At 63.7% G+C, this 14654-nt stretch carries 15 protein-coding genes; 10 read left to right on the forward strand and 5 right to left on the reverse strand.

Annotation, left to right across the window (positions count from 1 at the left end):
- On the reverse strand, positions 1 to 777 hold the full coding sequence (locus tag E7813_RS00855) for an SDR family oxidoreductase (protein ID WP_291569903.1): 777 nt from the start codon (positions 775 to 777) through the stop codon (positions 1 to 3).
- A 177-nt stretch (positions 778 to 954) separates the two neighbouring features.
- Between E7813_RS00855 and E7813_RS00860 the strand changes: the two genes are divergently transcribed.
- Entirely contained in the window at positions 955 to 2034 is a 1080-nt protein-coding gene (locus E7813_RS00860) for a tartrate dehydrogenase (protein WP_291569905.1), read from the forward strand.
- 55 nt (positions 2035 to 2089) lie between these two features.
- Here the strand turns inward: E7813_RS00860 and E7813_RS00865 are convergent, their stop codons facing one another.
- The 3 genes from E7813_RS00865 to E7813_RS00875 are packed head-to-tail and all read right to left on the reverse strand — an operon-like array spanning position 2090 to position 5223.
- Positions 2090 to 3001, reverse strand: coding sequence for an NAD(P)-dependent oxidoreductase (locus tag E7813_RS00865; RefSeq protein ID WP_291569907.1), 912 nt, complete (start codon positions 2999 to 3001; stop codon positions 2090 to 2092).
- Between the two features lie 18 nt (positions 3002 to 3019).
- The gene (locus E7813_RS00870; RefSeq protein ID WP_291569909.1) at positions 3020 to 4270 is read right to left on the reverse strand and encodes a Zn-dependent hydrolase; all 1251 of its coding nucleotides are present in this window, start codon (positions 4268 to 4270) and stop codon (positions 3020 to 3022) included.
- 38 nt (positions 4271 to 4308) lie between these two features.
- The gene (locus tag E7813_RS00875) at positions 4309 to 5223 is read right to left on the reverse strand and encodes a LysR family transcriptional regulator (RefSeq protein ID WP_291569912.1); all 915 of its coding nucleotides are present in this window, start codon (positions 5221 to 5223) and stop codon (positions 4309 to 4311) included.
- Between the two features lie 119 nt (positions 5224 to 5342).
- On the opposite strand from E7813_RS00875, the gene E7813_RS00880 reads away from it, so the two are divergent.
- From E7813_RS00880 to E7813_RS00905, 6 genes are all read left to right on the forward strand, one after another.
- Positions 5343 to 6167, forward strand: coding sequence for a putative hydro-lyase (locus E7813_RS00880; protein ID WP_291569914.1), 825 nt, complete (start codon positions 5343 to 5345; stop codon positions 6165 to 6167).
- An 84-nt stretch (positions 6168 to 6251) separates the two neighbouring features.
- Positions 6252 to 7496 carry an ABC transporter substrate-binding protein gene (locus E7813_RS00885; RefSeq protein ID WP_291569916.1) on the forward strand — a complete coding sequence of 415 codons (1245 nt, stop codon included), beginning with the start codon at positions 6252 to 6254 and terminating at the stop codon, positions 7494 to 7496.
- Positions 7497 to 7520: 24 nt separating this feature from the next.
- Positions 7521 to 8399 carry a branched-chain amino acid ABC transporter permease gene (locus tag E7813_RS00890; RefSeq protein ID WP_291569918.1) on the forward strand — a complete coding sequence of 293 codons (879 nt, stop codon included), beginning with the start codon at positions 7521 to 7523 and terminating at the stop codon, positions 8397 to 8399.
- A complete protein-coding gene (locus tag E7813_RS00895) occupies positions 8399 to 9379 on the forward strand; it encodes a branched-chain amino acid ABC transporter permease (protein WP_291569919.1) in 981 nt (326 codons plus the stop codon). Before E7813_RS00890 ends, E7813_RS00895 begins: the two co-directional genes overlap by 1 nt.
- On the forward strand, positions 9376 to 10107 hold the full coding sequence (locus tag E7813_RS00900; protein WP_291569921.1) for an ABC transporter ATP-binding protein: 732 nt from the start codon (positions 9376 to 9378) through the stop codon (positions 10105 to 10107). The genes E7813_RS00895 and E7813_RS00900 overlap by 4 nt, the downstream gene beginning before the upstream one ends.
- A complete protein-coding gene (locus E7813_RS00905; protein WP_291569922.1) occupies positions 10091 to 10795 on the forward strand; it encodes an ABC transporter ATP-binding protein in 705 nt (234 codons plus the stop codon). Before E7813_RS00900 ends, E7813_RS00905 begins: the two co-directional genes overlap by 17 nt.
- Positions 10796 to 10798: 3 nt before the next feature.
- Here E7813_RS00905 and E7813_RS00910 read toward each other — a convergent pair whose 3' ends face one another.
- Entirely contained in the window at positions 10799 to 11470 is a 672-nt protein-coding gene (locus E7813_RS00910; RefSeq protein ID WP_291569924.1) for an aldolase, read from the reverse strand.
- A gap of 24 nt (positions 11471 to 11494) precedes the next feature.
- On the opposite strand from E7813_RS00910, the gene ltnD reads away from it, so the two are divergent.
- Genes ltnD through otnK form a run of 3 tightly spaced genes read left to right on the forward strand, consistent with a single transcriptional unit; the run spans position 11495 to position 14583 of the window.
- Positions 11495 to 12493: an L-threonate dehydrogenase gene (gene ltnD, locus E7813_RS00915; RefSeq protein WP_363331140.1), complete on the forward strand. Its 999-nt coding sequence runs from the start codon at positions 11495 to 11497 to the stop codon at positions 12491 to 12493.
- Between the two features lie 24 nt (positions 12494 to 12517).
- Complete coding sequence (gene otnI / locus E7813_RS00920; protein WP_291569928.1) at positions 12518 to 13300, forward strand: 2-oxo-tetronate isomerase; 783 nt, start codon at positions 12518 to 12520, stop codon at positions 13298 to 13300.
- A complete protein-coding gene (gene otnK / locus E7813_RS00925) occupies positions 13297 to 14583 on the forward strand; it encodes a 3-oxo-tetronate kinase (RefSeq protein WP_291569930.1) in 1287 nt (428 codons plus the stop codon). The genes otnI and otnK overlap by 4 nt, the downstream gene beginning before the upstream one ends.
- Positions 14584 to 14654 lie beyond the last annotated feature (71 nt).

Raw genomic sequence — 14654 nt, forward strand, 5'->3', positions numbered from 1 at the left:
CTATCCCCAGCCAGCGCTGATTCCGCCATCGACCGTGTAAATCACGCCCGAGGTATATCCCGAGCGATCGGAGGCCAGGAACGCCATGAGATCGCCGATCTCCCTGGCATGCGCCGGGCGGCCGAGCGGAAGGCCTTTCTGGAATTCCTTGTAGCGGTTCTCGTCGCCGAACTGGTGCTTGGCGCGGGTCTTTAGCAGCGTGACGTGGCGGTCGGTGCCGACCGGGCCCGGATTGATCCCCACCACGCGGATGTTGTCGGCGAGACTCTTGCCGCCGAGCGCGCGGGTGAACGCCATCAGTGCGGCGTTGCCGGCGCTGCCGCAGATGTAGTTGGCGTCGAACTTCTCGCCGGCGGCGCCGATGTCGTTGACGATGACGCCATGGCCGCGCGCCTTCATCTGCGCGTAGATCGCGCGGGTGATATTGATGTAGCCGAACACCTTCAGCTCCCAGGCATGACGCCAGGTCGGCTCGTCGATCTTGTCGATCGAGCCGCCGGGAATATCGCCGGCGTTGTTGACGAGGATGTCGACATCGGACGCATCCTTCACCAGCCGCGCGATGTCCTCGGGCTTGCGCAGGTCGACGACATGCGCGGTGGCGTCGATCTGATGCGCCGATCGCAGGCGCTCGGCCAGCGCCTTCAACTGATCGCCGCTGCGGGCGGCAAGGCGGAGATGGCAACCTTCCTCGGCAAAGGCTTCGGCGGCGGCCGCACCGATACCCTTCGATGCGCCGGTGATCAGGACGCGCTTGCCGCGCAAATGCAGATCCATGGGGTTCTCGCTTCATTGGTTCGGTGATTGACCGGTGAGGGAGTTTCTACTGTTAGGCTGCCGTCGCCAACACGGTCAACATTGCACTGCAGCGTTGCGCGGCGGCCAAGTTTGGTCCATTGCAATCCAATCGAATGACCGGCGTTGCCGGCCCGGCAAGACCAAAGGAATTTTTCGATGAGCGACCAAAAAAAGCAATACCGGATCGCGGTCATTCCCGGCGACGGAATCGGCAAGGAAGTGGCGCCGGAAGGATTGCGGGTGCTGGAACAGGCGGCGAAAAAGCATGGCGTCAGCCTGCATTTCGATCATTTCGATTTCGCTTCCTGGGATTATTACGAAAAGCACGGCGAGATGATGCCGGAGGACTGGAAGACCAGGATCGGCAAGCATGACGCGATCTATTTCGGCGCGGTCGGCTGGCCCGCAAAAATTCCCGATCACATTTCGCTGTGGGGGTCGCTGATCAAATTCCGCAGGGAATTCGATCAATACGTCAACCTTCGCCCGGTTCGGCTGATGCCGGGCGTGCCGTCGCCGCTCGCCAACCGCAAACCCGGCGATATCGATTTCTGGGTGGTGCGCGAGAATACCGAAGGCGAATATTCGTCCGTCGGCGGGCGGATGTTCCCGGATACCGATCGCGAATTCGTCACCCAGCAGACCGTGATGACGCGGGTCGGCGTCGATCGCATTCTCAAGTTCGCGTTCGAGCTGGCGCAGTCGCGGCCGAAGAAGCACCTGACCTCGGCGACCAAGTCCAACGGCATTTCCATCACCATGCCGTATTGGGACGAGCGGGTGGAGGCGATGGCGAAGAACTATCCGAAGGTGAAGTGGGACAAGTACCACATCGATATTCTGACCGCGAATTTCGTGCTGCATCCGGACTGGTTCGACGTCGTGGTGGGATCGAACCTGTTCGGTGACATCCTGTCCGACCTCGGCCCTGCCTGCACCGGCACCATCGGCATTGCGCCGTCGGGCAATATCAACCCGCCCGGCCTTTTCCCCTCGGTGTTCGAGCCGGTGCACGGCTCGGCGCCCGACATCGCCGGGCAGGGCATCGCCAACCCGATCGGCATGATCTGGTCCGGCGCCATGATGCTGGAGCATCTCGGCGAGAAGAAAGCCGCCGCGGCGATTGTCGAGGCGATCGAGCGCACGCTCGGCGAACGCACACTGCGCACCCGCGACCTCGGCGGCAATGCCGATACGGCGGCGTGCGGCAAGGCGGTGGCGGAGATGGTGGAGTAGGGACCTCTTCCTTCTCCCCCCAAGGGAGAAGGAAAGTAAGAACGCGTTGCGCTAGTTAGTCCTTGGCGATCCTCCGGCAGTGCTCCCACGCCGCCGCCATCAGATTCTCGCTCGCTTCGGGTGTGCGGAAGGCCGAATGCGCCGACAGCGTCACGTTGGGCAGCTTCGTGAGTGGATGGTCGGCCGGGAGCGGCTCGGTGTTGAAGACGTCGAGCCCGGCATGCTGGATGTGGCCCGATTTCAACGCGGCGATCATGGCGGCCTCATCGACCATCGCGGCGCGCGCGGTGTTGACGAGGATGACGCCCGGTCTCATCGCCACGATGCGCGCGCTTGAGAGAAAGCCGCGGGTCTCGTCGTTGAGCAACAGATGCAGCGAGACGACCTGACTCTCGGCGAGCAGTCTCTCCAGCGTGACGAACTCCACGCCTGTAAAACTCTTCGGCGACCGGTTCCATGCGAGCACGCGCATGCCGCCGCCAAGCGCGATGCGGGCGACTTCCGAGGCGATCCCGCCGAAGCCGATCAGGCCCAACGTCTTGCCGGTGAGTTGCATGCCGTCCTCGCGCAGCCAGTTGCCGGCGCGCATCTCGCGGTCCATCTGGGCTAGCCCTCGCGCCGCCGCCCACATCAGCGCGATGGCGCATTCGGCCACCGCGGTGTCGCCGTAGCCCTTGATCAGATGAACTTCGATACCGAGTTGGCCAAGCTCCTCCGGGTTCATGTAGCTGCGCGCGCCGGTGCCGAGAAACACCACATGCTTGAGGCCAGCGCAGCGCCGAGCCACATCGGTCGGCAAGGCGGTGTGATCGATCACCACGATCTCCGCGCCGTCGAGCAATGCGGGGATCTGTTCCGCCGCGATATCGGGGTTGCGGTTGATGTGCACCGGTGGATAGCCGGGCTTGTTGAGCCGTTGAAAAATATCCGCCAGCGATCCGTTGGCATCGACAAAGACTCCGCGCACTGAAATCTCCTTAAAAGGTCAGGAAGCGACGCCGGCGAGCGCCAGCACCGTATGCATCAATACGTTGGCGCCCGCCGCGCAATCGGCTTGCGTGGCGTCCTCAAGCTCGTTGTGGCTGACGCCGTCCTTGCAGGGCACGAACACCATCGCCGCGGGAATCCGGGTGTTGAGGTTGCAGGCGTCGTGACCGGCGCCGGAAGTGATGCGGCGGTGGGAATAGCCAAGCGCCTTGGCGGCGTTCTCCACCGCATCGACCAGTTTCGGATCGAAATGGGTCGGCGGCTTGCGCCAAATCAGGTCGAGCACGACCTCGACCTTGCGGCGCGCCGCGATCTCGGCGACGGCTGCGCGCAAGTCCTTGTCGAGCGTGTCCATGATCGCGGCATCGGCGCTGCGGCAATCGACGGTGAAGGCGATCTCGCCGGGAATGACGTTGCGCGAGGGATTGGCGATGACGGCCTCGCCGATGGTACCGACCGCTTTGGGGCCGTGCTTTCCGGCGATGCGCTCCATCGCCAGCACGATCTCCGACAAGGTCGCCAGCGCGTCGCGGCGCAGCGGCATCGGTGTCGAGCCGGCATGGCTCTCGAAGCCGGTGATCCTGCCGTCATACCACAGCACGCCTTGGCCGGAATCGACCACGCCGATGGTCTTGCCCTCGGCTTCGAGGATCGGCCCTTGCTCGATGTGCAGTTCGACGAAGCTGGTGAATTTCTGCGTGCCTACCGGGCTCGCGCCGCGATAGCCGATGCTGTCGAGCGCCTCGGCCACGGTGACACCTTCGGCGTCCTTGCGCGACAGGATGTCGTCGGTGGTGAAATCGCCGACATAGGCGGCCGAGGCCATCATCGCCGGCGCAAAGCGCGAGCCTTCCTCGTTGGTCCAGTTGACGATGCAGATCGGCGTTTCCGTCTCGATCCCGGCGTCGTTCAGCGTGCGGACGACTTCGAGCGCCGCCAGCGTGCCGAGCACGCCGTCGAACTTGCCGCCGGTCGGCTGGGTGTCGAGATGCGAGCCGAGTCCGATCGGCGGCTTCGTCATGTCGCGTCCCCGGCGCAAGCCAAACATCGAACCGAGCGCATCGACATGCACCTCAAGGCCCGCGGCCTCGCATGCCCTGCGGAACCAGTCGCGTACCTGCTTGTCTTCGGGGCCGAGCGTCAGCCGCCGCACGCCGCCTTTCAGCGTGGCGCCGAATTTCGCGGTTTCGTGAATCGTCTCCCAGAGCCGGGCCGAATCGATCTGCAGGTTGGAGGCGATCTTGGTCATGGAGTTATTCCGTCGGGCACGCGCGCACGCGATCGTTTTCAATGACGCGCTTGCAGCGGCGCGTCAATAACGCTTCCCTGCGCCAGCGAGGCGGCGAGTTCGGCCACGCGCTCGACCGCCACGGTGTCGGGCGAAGCCAGCCAGCTTGCCGAGAACGTCAGCAGCGGTATCTGCAGATTGGTCGACAGTAATTGCAGCCGACCGTCGGCCATTTCGTTCTCGACGATCGCGGTCGGGATCACGGCAATGCCGAGGCCTTCGATCGCCATGTGGATCACGGTCGCCAGCGAGGCGCTGGCGTGCAGCCGCATCGGCGGCAGGTCCGGGCGGTTGAACAGCGAGCGCACGATTTCATAGGGCTGGGTCCTGCGCGGAAAAGTGATGATCGGAAATTTCGCGAGGTCATGCACCGTCAGCCGTCCCTTGCCCAATCCAAGCGCGGGACTGGCGAGAAAACCCACGGGATAGTCGCACAGCACCCGGTTGCTGACGTTCGGCGCCGTCAGCGGTCCGAGCAGGAGTGCTAGCTCGATTTCCTGCGCCAGCAGCCGGGTCCGCAAATTCGAGGTGATGTCGACCTCGATTTCGAGCGACAGATTAGGATAGGCGCGATTGACGCTCTTGATCAATTGCGAGAGCCAGGTGTGGACGATGGTTTCGGCGACGCCGAGCCGCAATACGCCGCGCATCGCCGAGCGGTCGCCGACTGCGGCCAGCATTTCCGAGCGCAGGCCGATCAGCTTCTCGGCATAGACCATCATCTGCCGCCCGCCGGGCGTCGGCAGCACCATGCGCCGGTCGCGCTGCAATAGCCGAATCCCGACCTCGCGTTCGAGTTGCGCAATCCGCTGCGAGATCGCAGGCTGGGTGGTGTTGAGCTTCTGGGCCGCGCCCCGAAAACTGCCGAGCGTCACGACCCACATAAAGGTCTCGATTGCCTTGAAGTCAGCCATGCATCCGTCGCCCGCAGATTGATAAATCTGATTTATCGATCTTGATTAAAAACAACGATTAGACATTATGGTAGCCATATGTGCCATTCTGTGTCGAGCAAAATACAGCGGGATCGATCATGATCAGCCTGGCGAGAACGGAACGGCTTTCGGATCGCGCGGACACCGGACTGCCGCCAAGCGTCGCCGCCCGCCATGCCTGCCGTGCCGGCATGGCGTCGAGCACGGCGGGGGTCGCCAACGGTTTCGTCCAGGGCAATCTCGCCATCCTGCCGGAAAAACTCGCGGCATCATTTCACCGGTTTTGCCAGCTCAATCCCAAACCATGTCCCGTGATCGGCATGTCCGACGTCGGCGATCCCAGGATTCCCTCGCTCGGGATCGATCTCGATATCCGCACCGATTTGCCGCGCTACCGCGTCTGGCGCGACGGCGAGGTGGTGGAAGAGCCGACCGATATCATGGCGCATTGGCGCGACGATCTGGTCGCGTTCGTGCTCGGCTGTTCGTTCTCGTTTGAAGAAGCGCTGATGGCGGAGGACCTGCCGATCCGTCACATCGAACGCAAGGTGCGCGTGCCGATGTATCGTACCAATATCGCCTGCGCGCCCTCCGGGCCGTTCGCCGGCCCGATGGTGGTGTCGATGCGGCCGCTTAAGCCGGCCGACGCGATCCGAGCGGTGCAGATCACCTCGCGCTTTCCGTCGGTCCATGGCGCGCCGGTTCATCTCGGCCATCCGCATTCGATCGGCATCGCCGATATCGCCAAACCCGACTACGGCGACCCGGTGCCGGTCGAGGCGGATGAAATTCCGGTATTCTGGGCCTGCGGCGTGACACCGCAGGCGGTGATTGCGGCGGCGAAGCTGCCGTTTGCCATTACGCATGCGCCCGGACTGATGCTGGTGACGGACTTGAAGAACAAGCAACTGGCTGTGCTTTAATGAGCAGCCATTGCCGTTCTTTGAGGCTTTACCGTCTCCTTCAATCGTTTCATCGATAGAAACAGATCAACAGAGGATATCGCAATGACCGTCACCCGCCGAAACGTATTGCTTGGAGCTACCGCCACCGCAGCGCTGTTGCCGATCGCGGCCCGCGCCCAAACCGCCGAAGTGGTGATCGGTATCATCTATCCGTTTTCCGGCGCCAGCGCCCAACAGGGCGTCGATGCCCAGAAGGCGTATGAGATCGCGGCGGAAATCATCAACAACAAATACGATTTCGATCTGCCGCTGGCAAAGGACGCGGGTTTAGCCGGCCTCGGCGGCGCCAAAATTCGGCTGGTTTTCGCCGACCACCAGGCCGATCCGCAAAAGGGCCGCGCCGAGACTGAACGCCTGATCACGCAGGAAAAGGTCTGCGCCGTCATCGGCACCTATCAGAGCGCGGTCGCGGTTACCGTCAGCCAGATTTGCGAGCGCTATTCGATCCCGTTCATATCGGCGGACAATTCCTCGCCGAGCCTGCATCGCCGCGGTCTGAAATTCTATTTCCGCGCCGCGCCGCATGACGAGATGTATTCCGCCGCGATGTTCGACTTCTTCGATGCCATGAAGAAGAAAGGCACCAGGATCGAGACGCTGTCGCTGTTCCACGAGGACACCATCTTCGGTACCGATTCCGGCAACGCCCAGCTCAAGCTGGCGGGCGATCGGGGCTACAAGGTGCTGGCCGACATCAAATACCGCTCCAATTCGCCGTCGCTGTCGGCCGAAGTGCAGCAGCTCAAGGCCGCCAACGCCGACGTGCTGATGCCCTCGAGCTACACCACCGACGGCATCCTCCTGGTGAAGACCATGGCCGAACTCGGCTACAAGCCCAACGCCATCGTCGCGCAGGACGCCGGCTTTTCCGAAAAGGCGCTGTACGATGCGGTCGGCGACAAGCTCGAAGGCGTGATCTCGCGCGGCACCTTTTCGCTCGATCTGGCCACCAAGCGGCCGATGGTCGGCAAGATCAACGCCATGTTCAAGGAAAAGTCCGGCAAGGATTTCAACGACCTCACGTCGCGGCAATTCATGGGCCTGATCGTGATGGCCGACGCCATCAATCGCGCCAAGTCCACCGACGGAGACAAGATTCGCGAGGCACTCGTAGCGACCGATATCCCGGGCGAGCAGACCATCATGCCGTGGAAACGCATCAAGTTCGACGAGATGGGCCAGAACAACGATGCCGATCCGGTGCTGCTGCAATATGTCGGCGGCAAATTCGTCACCATCGCCCCGCCGCAAGCCGCGGTCGCCGAAGCCGTCTGGCCGATGAAGTAAGCGGATCGCGCGGGGGCGGGGGCCGTGACAGCCGAGACCATCATCCAGAGTCTCGCCAGCGGCCTCTTGATGGGACTGCTCTACGGCCTGATCGCGGTGGGGCTGGCACTGATCTTCGGCCTGATGGACGTCGTGAACTTCGCCCACGGCGAGTTCCTGATGATCGCGATGTACGCGACGTTCTTTCTGTTCGCGTTCTTTGCCATCGATCCGTTGCTGGCAGCGCCATTGGTCGCGGCGGCGCTGTTCGTATTCGGCGCGGTGGTTTATCTCCTGATCGTGCGCTTTGCGGTCAGGGCGAAAGCCAATGCCGGCATGGTGCAGATCTTCTCCACCTTCGGGCTCGCCATCGTCATGCGCGGCCTCGCGCAGTTTTTCTTCACGCCGGACTATCGCAGCGTCACCCATTCATGGTTGGGCGGCAAAACAATATCGATCGCCGGCATCTTCCTGCCGGTGCCGCAACTGGTCGGGGCGCTGGTGTCGATCGCGGCCTTCGCCGCGCTTTATTTTTTCATCAACCGCACCGATTTCGGCCGCGCCCTTGAAGCGACGCGCGAGGACGCCGGCGCCGTGGCGCTGGTCGGCATCGACAAGAACAAGGTGTTTGCGCTGGGCTGGGGACTTGGCGCGGCGCTGGTCGGGCTCGCCGGCGCGATCATGGCGGTGTTCTTCTACATCTACCCCGACGTCGGCGCCTCGTTCGCGCTGATTGCCTATGTCACGGTGGCGCTCGGCGGCTTCGGCAGCGTGTTCGGGGCCTTTGCCGGCGGCATCGTCGTCGGCCTGGTCGAAGCTTCCACCGCACTGATCCTGCCGCCGTCGCTGAAGTCGGTCGGCATCTACGCGGTCTATCTGCTGGTGGTCTTCATCCGGCCGCGTGGCCTGTTCGGGTCGATCTGATGGACATGCCGTTCGCCACGCGCCGCCGCCGCGACCTGATCGTCGCAGCCTGTCTGGCGGTGATCGCGGCCTTGGTGCCGTTGTTCGTCAAGGACGTCTACGTCCAGAACATCATGGTGCTGACGCTGATGTATGCGGCGCTGTCGCAGAGCTGGAATATCCTCAGCGGCTATTGCGGGCAAATCTCGCTAGGCCATGCGCTTTATTTCGGGCTCGGCGCCTACACCACCGCCATTCTCTTCACCAAATTCGGCGTGCTGCCGTGGTTCGGCATGCTCGGCGGCGGCCTGATCTCGGCCGTGATCGCGATGGCGCTCGGCTATCCCTGTTTTCGCCTGCGCGGACATTACTTCGTCATCGCCACCATCGTCATTGCCGAAATCGCGTTGTTGTTGTTCCAGAACTGGAACTGGGCCGGGGCGGCACTCGGCATCGATATTCCCGTCCGCCACGATAGCTGGCTCAATTTTCAGTTCACCCGCAGCAAGCTTCCCTATTTCTATTTTGCCCTCGCGCTGGCCTGTGTCGCGTGGCTCGTGACCTGGTGGCTGGAAGATTCCAAATGGGGCTATTGGTGGCGCGCTGTCAAAGACAACCCGGACGCCGCCGAAAGCCTCGGTGTGGTCGTGTTCAATTCCAAGATGGGGGCTGCCGCGGTCTCGGCCTTTCTCACCGCGGTCGGCGGCAGCTTCTACGCGCAATTCGTGTCCTACATCGACCCCGAAAGCGTCATGGGCTTCCAGTTCTCGCTGCTAATGGCGCTGCCCGCGGTGCTCGGCGGCATCGGCACGCTGTGGGGACCGGTGCTGGGTGCCGTCATCCTGATCCCGCTCACGGAGCTGACGCGTTCCTTCATCGGCGGCTCCGGCCGCGGCGTCGACCTGATCGTCTACGGTACGCTGATCGTGCTGATCTCGCTGGCGCGCCCGGAGGGATTGGTCGGACTGTTCTCGCGCCGGCGCAAGGCGATGGTCCGATGACGCACTTGTTGGAAACGCGCGGCGTCTGGCAGCGTTTCGGCGGCCTGATCGCCAACAGCGACATCTCGATTTCGGTAGGGCGCGGCGAGATCGTCGGCTTGATCGGTCCCAACGGCGCCGGCAAGTCGACGCTGTTCAACCTGATCGCCGGCGTGCTGCCGCCAACCCAGGGCTCGATTCTGTTCAACGGCGAAGACGTTACCGCTATGCCGGCGGCGGAGCGCTGTCAGCGTGGCATCGGGCGCACCTTCCAGGTGGTCAAAAGCTTCGAAACCATGACGGTAATCGACAATGTCATCGTCGGCGCGCTGATCCGCACCACCATCATGCGCGAGGCGCGCCGCAAGGCCTACGAGGTGCTGGAGTTCGCCGGCCTTGCCGGGCGCGCCGACGCTCTCGCCAGCGAGTTGATCCCGTCGGAAAAGCGCCGGCTCGAGGTCGCCCGTGCGCTGGCGACCGAGCCGAAGCTGCTGCTGCTCGATGAAGTGCTGACGGGACTGACGCCGATCGAGGCGCAGACCGGCGTCGAACTGGTGCGCCGGGTCCGCGCCACCGGCGTCACCGTGCTGATGGTCGAGCATGTGATGGAAATCGTGATGCCGCTGGTCGACCGCGCCATCGTGCTCGATCTCGGCAAGGTGCTGGTCGAGGGCAAGCCGGCCGATATCGTCCGCGATCCGAAAGTCATCAGCGCCTATCTTGGGGACCGTCATGCTGTCGGTGCATGAAGTCACCACCGCCTATCAGGGGCTGGTCGCGATCTCGGCGGTCAGCGTCGAGGTCGCCAAAGGCGAGATCGTCTGCGTCGCCGGGGCCAATGGCGCCGGCAAATCGACGCTGCTGAAATCGATTGCCGGCGCCGAGCGTCCGCGCTCCGGCACCGTGACCTTCGATAGCGCGCGCATTGACGGCATGGCGCAGCACCTGATCACGGCGCGCGGCATCGCCTATGTGCCGGAAAACCGCCGGCTGTTTCCGCGGCTATCGGTGCGCGACAACCTGCGGCTCGGCAGCTACATGTACCGCAGCGAGACAAACCGTGACGGGCCGCTTGACCTGGTGTTCAAGCTATTCCCGCGGCTGTCGGAACGGCTCGAGCAGCGTGCCGAAACCCTGAGCGGCGGCGAGCAGCAGATGCTGGCGATCGGCCGCGCGCTGATGACGCGGCCCCGGCTTCTGATGCTGGACGAGCCGTCGCAGGGCATCATGCCGAAACTGGTCGACGAAATCTTCGCCGCGGTCAAACGCATCCGCGACGCCGGGATGACCGTGCTGATCGTCGAGCAGCGCATGGCGGAGTGCCTGGACATCGCCGACCGCGCCTACATCCTGCAGACCGGCCGGGTGCTGATGCAGGGGCTTGCGGCCGACATCAAGGGCAATCCCGATGTGCGCAAGGCGTATCTGGGATTGTGATCGCTAGGGCGTCTGCGGGTGATCGTGATGCTCCGGCAATTCCAGCCCAAACACCTTCGACAGCTCCGCCACTTGCGCCGGCGTCAGATAACGCGGGTTGAGCCCGCGCAGCAGCAGATACAATTTTGCGGTCTCTTCCAGTTCCTCGATCGCATACACTGCGCTCTCCAGCGTCTCGCTGGCGACCACCGGGCCGTGATTGGCCAACAATACCGAGGCATATTTCCCGGCGAGACCCTTGATCGCACCGGCGACCGCGGGATCGCCGGGCCGATAATACGGTACCAGCGCCGTTGAGCCGCAGCGCATCAGGTAATAGGCCGTCATCGGCGGCAGTGCGGCGCGTGAATCGATTTCCGGCAACATCGACAGCGCCACCGAATGCGTCGAATGCAGATGCACTACCGCGCGCGCGGTGGTGCGGGTCTGGTACAGCGCGGTATGCAGCGGCACTTCCTTGGTCGGGGCATCGCCGGAGACGAGCTTTCCGTTCGGGTCGAGCCGCGACAGCCGCGCCGGGTCGAGTGAGCCGAGCGAGGCATTGGTCGGCGTCACCAGCCAGCCGCCGTCTTCCAGCGTGACGCTGATATTGCCCGAGGAGCCCGGCGTCAGCCCGCGCTCGAACAGCGAGCGGCCAAGGCGGCAGATTTCCTCGCGGAGTCTGGTTTCATTCATAGGCAGCTTTCTTGGGCAGCTTCCTTGGGTCGAGTTGTCCCATGCTTTGGCAGCGCGGCCAAGCCGTGTTATCCAGAGCCCAACAACGAAAACAGGAAACGCCGCATGCCTGAAACCGTCTCACCAAAACACGTCGCCGTCATTGGGCTCGGCTCGATGGGGTTCGGCATGGCGACCTCGCTGCGGCGCGCCGGTTTTGCTGTCACCGGGTGCGATGTTTCCGAGGATGCGGTGGCGCGGTTCGTCGCAGGCGGCGGAGCGGGCGCCAGGACGCCGGCAGAGGCCGCGAGAGCCGCCGATATCGTCGTCAGCGTGGTCGTCAACGCCGTCCAGACCGAAACCATACTGTTCGGCAAGGATGGTGTCGCCGAAACGCTGGCGAAAGATGCGGTGTTCGTTTCCTCCGCGACCATGGACCCGGACGTCGCCCGGCGGCTGGCGAAGCAACTCGAGGCCAGTGGCCGGCACTATCTCGATGCGCCGATCTCGGGCGGCGCGCAGCGCGCGGCACAAGGCGAGCTCACCATTCTGGCCTCCGGCAGTCCGGCGGCGTTCGCCCGCGCGCGTCCGGCGCTCGACGCCATGGCGGCGAAACTCTACGAACTCGGCGATGCCGCAGGACAGGGCGCCGCGTTCAAGATGATCAACCAACTGCTTGCCGGCGTGCATATCGCGGCCGCCTCGGAAGCGATCACGTTTGCGGCCAAACAGGGCCTCGATATCCGCAAGGTCTATGAAGTCATTACCGCTTCGGCCGGTAATTCCTGGATGTTCGAGAACCGCATGCCGCATGTACTCGATGGCGACTACGCGCCGCGAAGTGCGGTGGAAATTTTCGTGAAGGATCTCGGCATCATCCAGGATATGGCGCGTACCGCCAAATTCCCGGTGCCGGTGGCGGCCGCGGCGCTGCAGATGTTTCTGATGACGGCGGCCTCCGGCATGGGCCGCGACGACGACGCCTCGGTGGCGCGGATGTATGCCCGCGTCACCGGCACGCAATTGCCGGGCGAGCCGAAGTAGCCTGATACAACAAGAGGACAGTCGATGCCCCGTTTCGCCGCCAATCTCACCATGATGTTCACCGAAGTGCCGTTCCTCGAGCGTTTCGACGCGGCAGCAAGAGCCGGCTTCACCGCAGTGGAATTCCTGTTTCCCTACGAGCATCCGGCTGACGCGATCGGCGAACGGCTGCATCGCAACGGGTTGACGCAGGCGCTGTTCAACCTGCCACCGGGCAATTGGGACGCCGGCGAGAAAGGCTTTGCGGCGCTACCGGATCGCTTCGCCGACCTGCAGGCAAGCCTGCGCACCGCGCTGCCTTACGCCAAGGCGACCGGCGTCAAGCGCCTGCACCTGATGGCAGGAATTGCCGATCGCAAGGACGCCAGGGCGGTGGCGGCGTTTCGCAAATCGGTGGCGTGGACCGCCGAATTTCTTGAACCCCACGGTCTCGACGTGGTGATCGAGCCGATCAACCCGCGCAACGTGCCCGGATATTTCCTCAACGACTTTGTCTTTGCCCGCGACCTGATCGATGAGCTGAAAATCCCGAATCTGAAGCTGCAGTTCGACATCTATCATTGCCAGATCATCCATGGCGACGTCACCATGCGGCTGCGCGAGATGATGCCTTTGATCGGCCATATCCAGGTCGCCAGCATCCCCTCACGCAACGAACCCGATGGCGAGGAACTGAACTACCCGTTCCTGTTCGGCGAACTCGATCGTCTCGGCTACAAGGGTTTCGTCGGGTGCGAATATAACCCGCGGGGCAAGACCACCGATGGCCTGGGCTGGTTCAAGCCGTATGCCGGAGTGAAGCCGTGACGCCGGCCAGAAATATCTGCCTGGGCTGCATCGCCGACGATTACACCGGGGCGTCGGATCTCGCCAACACGCTGACCCGCTGCGGCCTGCGCACGGTGCAGACCATCGGCGTTCCCTCCGACGATCTGGCGCTGCCCGAAGTCGATGCGGTCGTGGTGTCGCTGAAAAGCCGCTCCATCGAGGCCGCTCTTGCGGTATCGCACGCGCGTACCGCTGAGAAATGGATGCGCGGGCGGGGTGCGGCGCACGTGCTGTTCAAGATCTGCTCGACCTTCGATTCCACCGACGCCGGCAATATCGGCCCGGTGATGGACGCGCTGCGCGCCGATTCCGGCGACACGATCGTGCTGGTGACGCCGGCGTTTCCCGAGACCGGCCGCACGGTCTATCAGGGTAATTTGTTCGTGGGCTCAGTCCCGCTGAACGAAAGCCCGCTGAAAGACCATCCGCTCAATCCGATGCACGATTCCAACCTGGTGCGGGTGCTGGCGCGCCAGAGCAAGACCAAAATCGGCCTTGCCGATCTCGCGGTTATTGCGCGCGGACCGGATGCGGTGCGCGCGCGTCTTGACGAGCTTTCCAGCAAAGGTTTTGGCGCAGCGGTCGCGGATGCCGTATTCGCGCGCGACCTCGAAACCATCGGCACGGTGGCGCTCGATCATCGGGTCTCCGTCGGCGCTTCCGGTATAGGCCTCGGGATTGCCCGCGCGCTGGTGGCGTCAGGGCGGGTCAAACCGGATGCCACGGCGATTTCCGATGCTCCGGTCGGCGGTTCCGCAGCCTGTCTCGCCGGCAGTTGTTCGCAGGCGACGCTTCAGCAGATCGCTAAGGCCGAACAGGCGATGGCCGTGCTGCATCTCGATCCCGAACAGATTGTCGCGGGCAAGGCCGAAGCCCGGCGCGCGCTGGATTGGGCCAAGGCGCGCCTGGCCGAAGGACCGGTCCTGATCGCCAGCAGTTCGGCGCCGGACCAGGTCGCGGCGCTGCAGGCGCGCCATGGCCGCGATGCCGCCGGCCATGCAATCGAGCAGGCGATGGCCGATATCGCCGAAGGACTGGTCGGATCGGGGGTAAGGCGGCTGGTGGTCGCCGGAGGTGAGACCTCGGGGGCGGTGGTGGATCGCCTTCGGATTCCCGGCTTTCTGGTCGGCGCGGAAATCGCCGCCGGCGTGCCGGTGCTTCGCGCCGTCGGCGCCAAAGAGGGCGAGATGCTGCTGGCTCTGAAGTCTGGAAACTTCGGCGGCCCGGAGTTTTTCAGCGATGCTTTGAAGCTGATGCGCTGAACGGCGCGGCCCTGCCTGAACGGAAGAAAACCTTCGGAAATGGCCGCTGACGATCATTCACGAGATGGTGA

The organism is Bradyrhizobium sp., from assembly GCF_004799405.1.
GTDB lineage: Bacteria > Pseudomonadota > Alphaproteobacteria > Rhizobiales > Xanthobacteraceae > Bradyrhizobium.

Excerpts from the sequence above, each read along its gene's own strand:
- E7813_RS00875 (WP_291569912.1), bottom strand. The coding sequence starts at position 5,223 with ATGGCTGACTTCAAGGCAATCGAGACCTTTATGTGGGTCGTGACGCTC.
- E7813_RS00855 (WP_291569903.1), bottom strand. The coding sequence starts at position 777 with ATGGATCTGCATTTGCGCGGCAAGCGCGTCCTGATCACCGGCGCATCG.
- E7813_RS00885 (WP_291569916.1), top strand. The coding sequence starts at position 6,252 with ATGACCGTCACCCGCCGAAACGTATTGCTTGGAGCTACCGCCACCGCA.
- E7813_RS00900 (WP_291569921.1), top strand. The coding sequence starts at position 9,376 with ATGACGCACTTGTTGGAAACGCGCGGCGTCTGGCAGCGTTTCGGCGGC.
- E7813_RS00895 (WP_291569919.1), top strand. The coding sequence starts at position 8,399 with ATGGACATGCCGTTCGCCACGCGCCGCCGCCGCGACCTGATCGTCGCA.
- E7813_RS00860 (WP_291569905.1), top strand. The coding sequence starts at position 955 with ATGAGCGACCAAAAAAAGCAATACCGGATCGCGGTCATTCCCGGCGAC.
- E7813_RS00910 (WP_291569924.1), bottom strand. The coding sequence starts at position 11,470 with ATGAATGAAACCAGACTCCGCGAGGAAATCTGCCGCCTTGGCCGCTCG.
- otnI (WP_291569928.1), top strand. The coding sequence starts at position 12,518 with ATGCCCCGTTTCGCCGCCAATCTCACCATGATGTTCACCGAAGTGCCG.
- E7813_RS00905 (WP_291569922.1), top strand. The coding sequence starts at position 10,091 with ATGCTGTCGGTGCATGAAGTCACCACCGCCTATCAGGGGCTGGTCGCG.
- E7813_RS00870 (WP_291569909.1), bottom strand. The coding sequence starts at position 4,270 with ATGACCAAGATCGCCTCCAACCTGCAGATCGATTCGGCCCGGCTCTGG.
- E7813_RS00880 (WP_291569914.1), top strand. The coding sequence starts at position 5,343 with ATGATCAGCCTGGCGAGAACGGAACGGCTTTCGGATCGCGCGGACACC.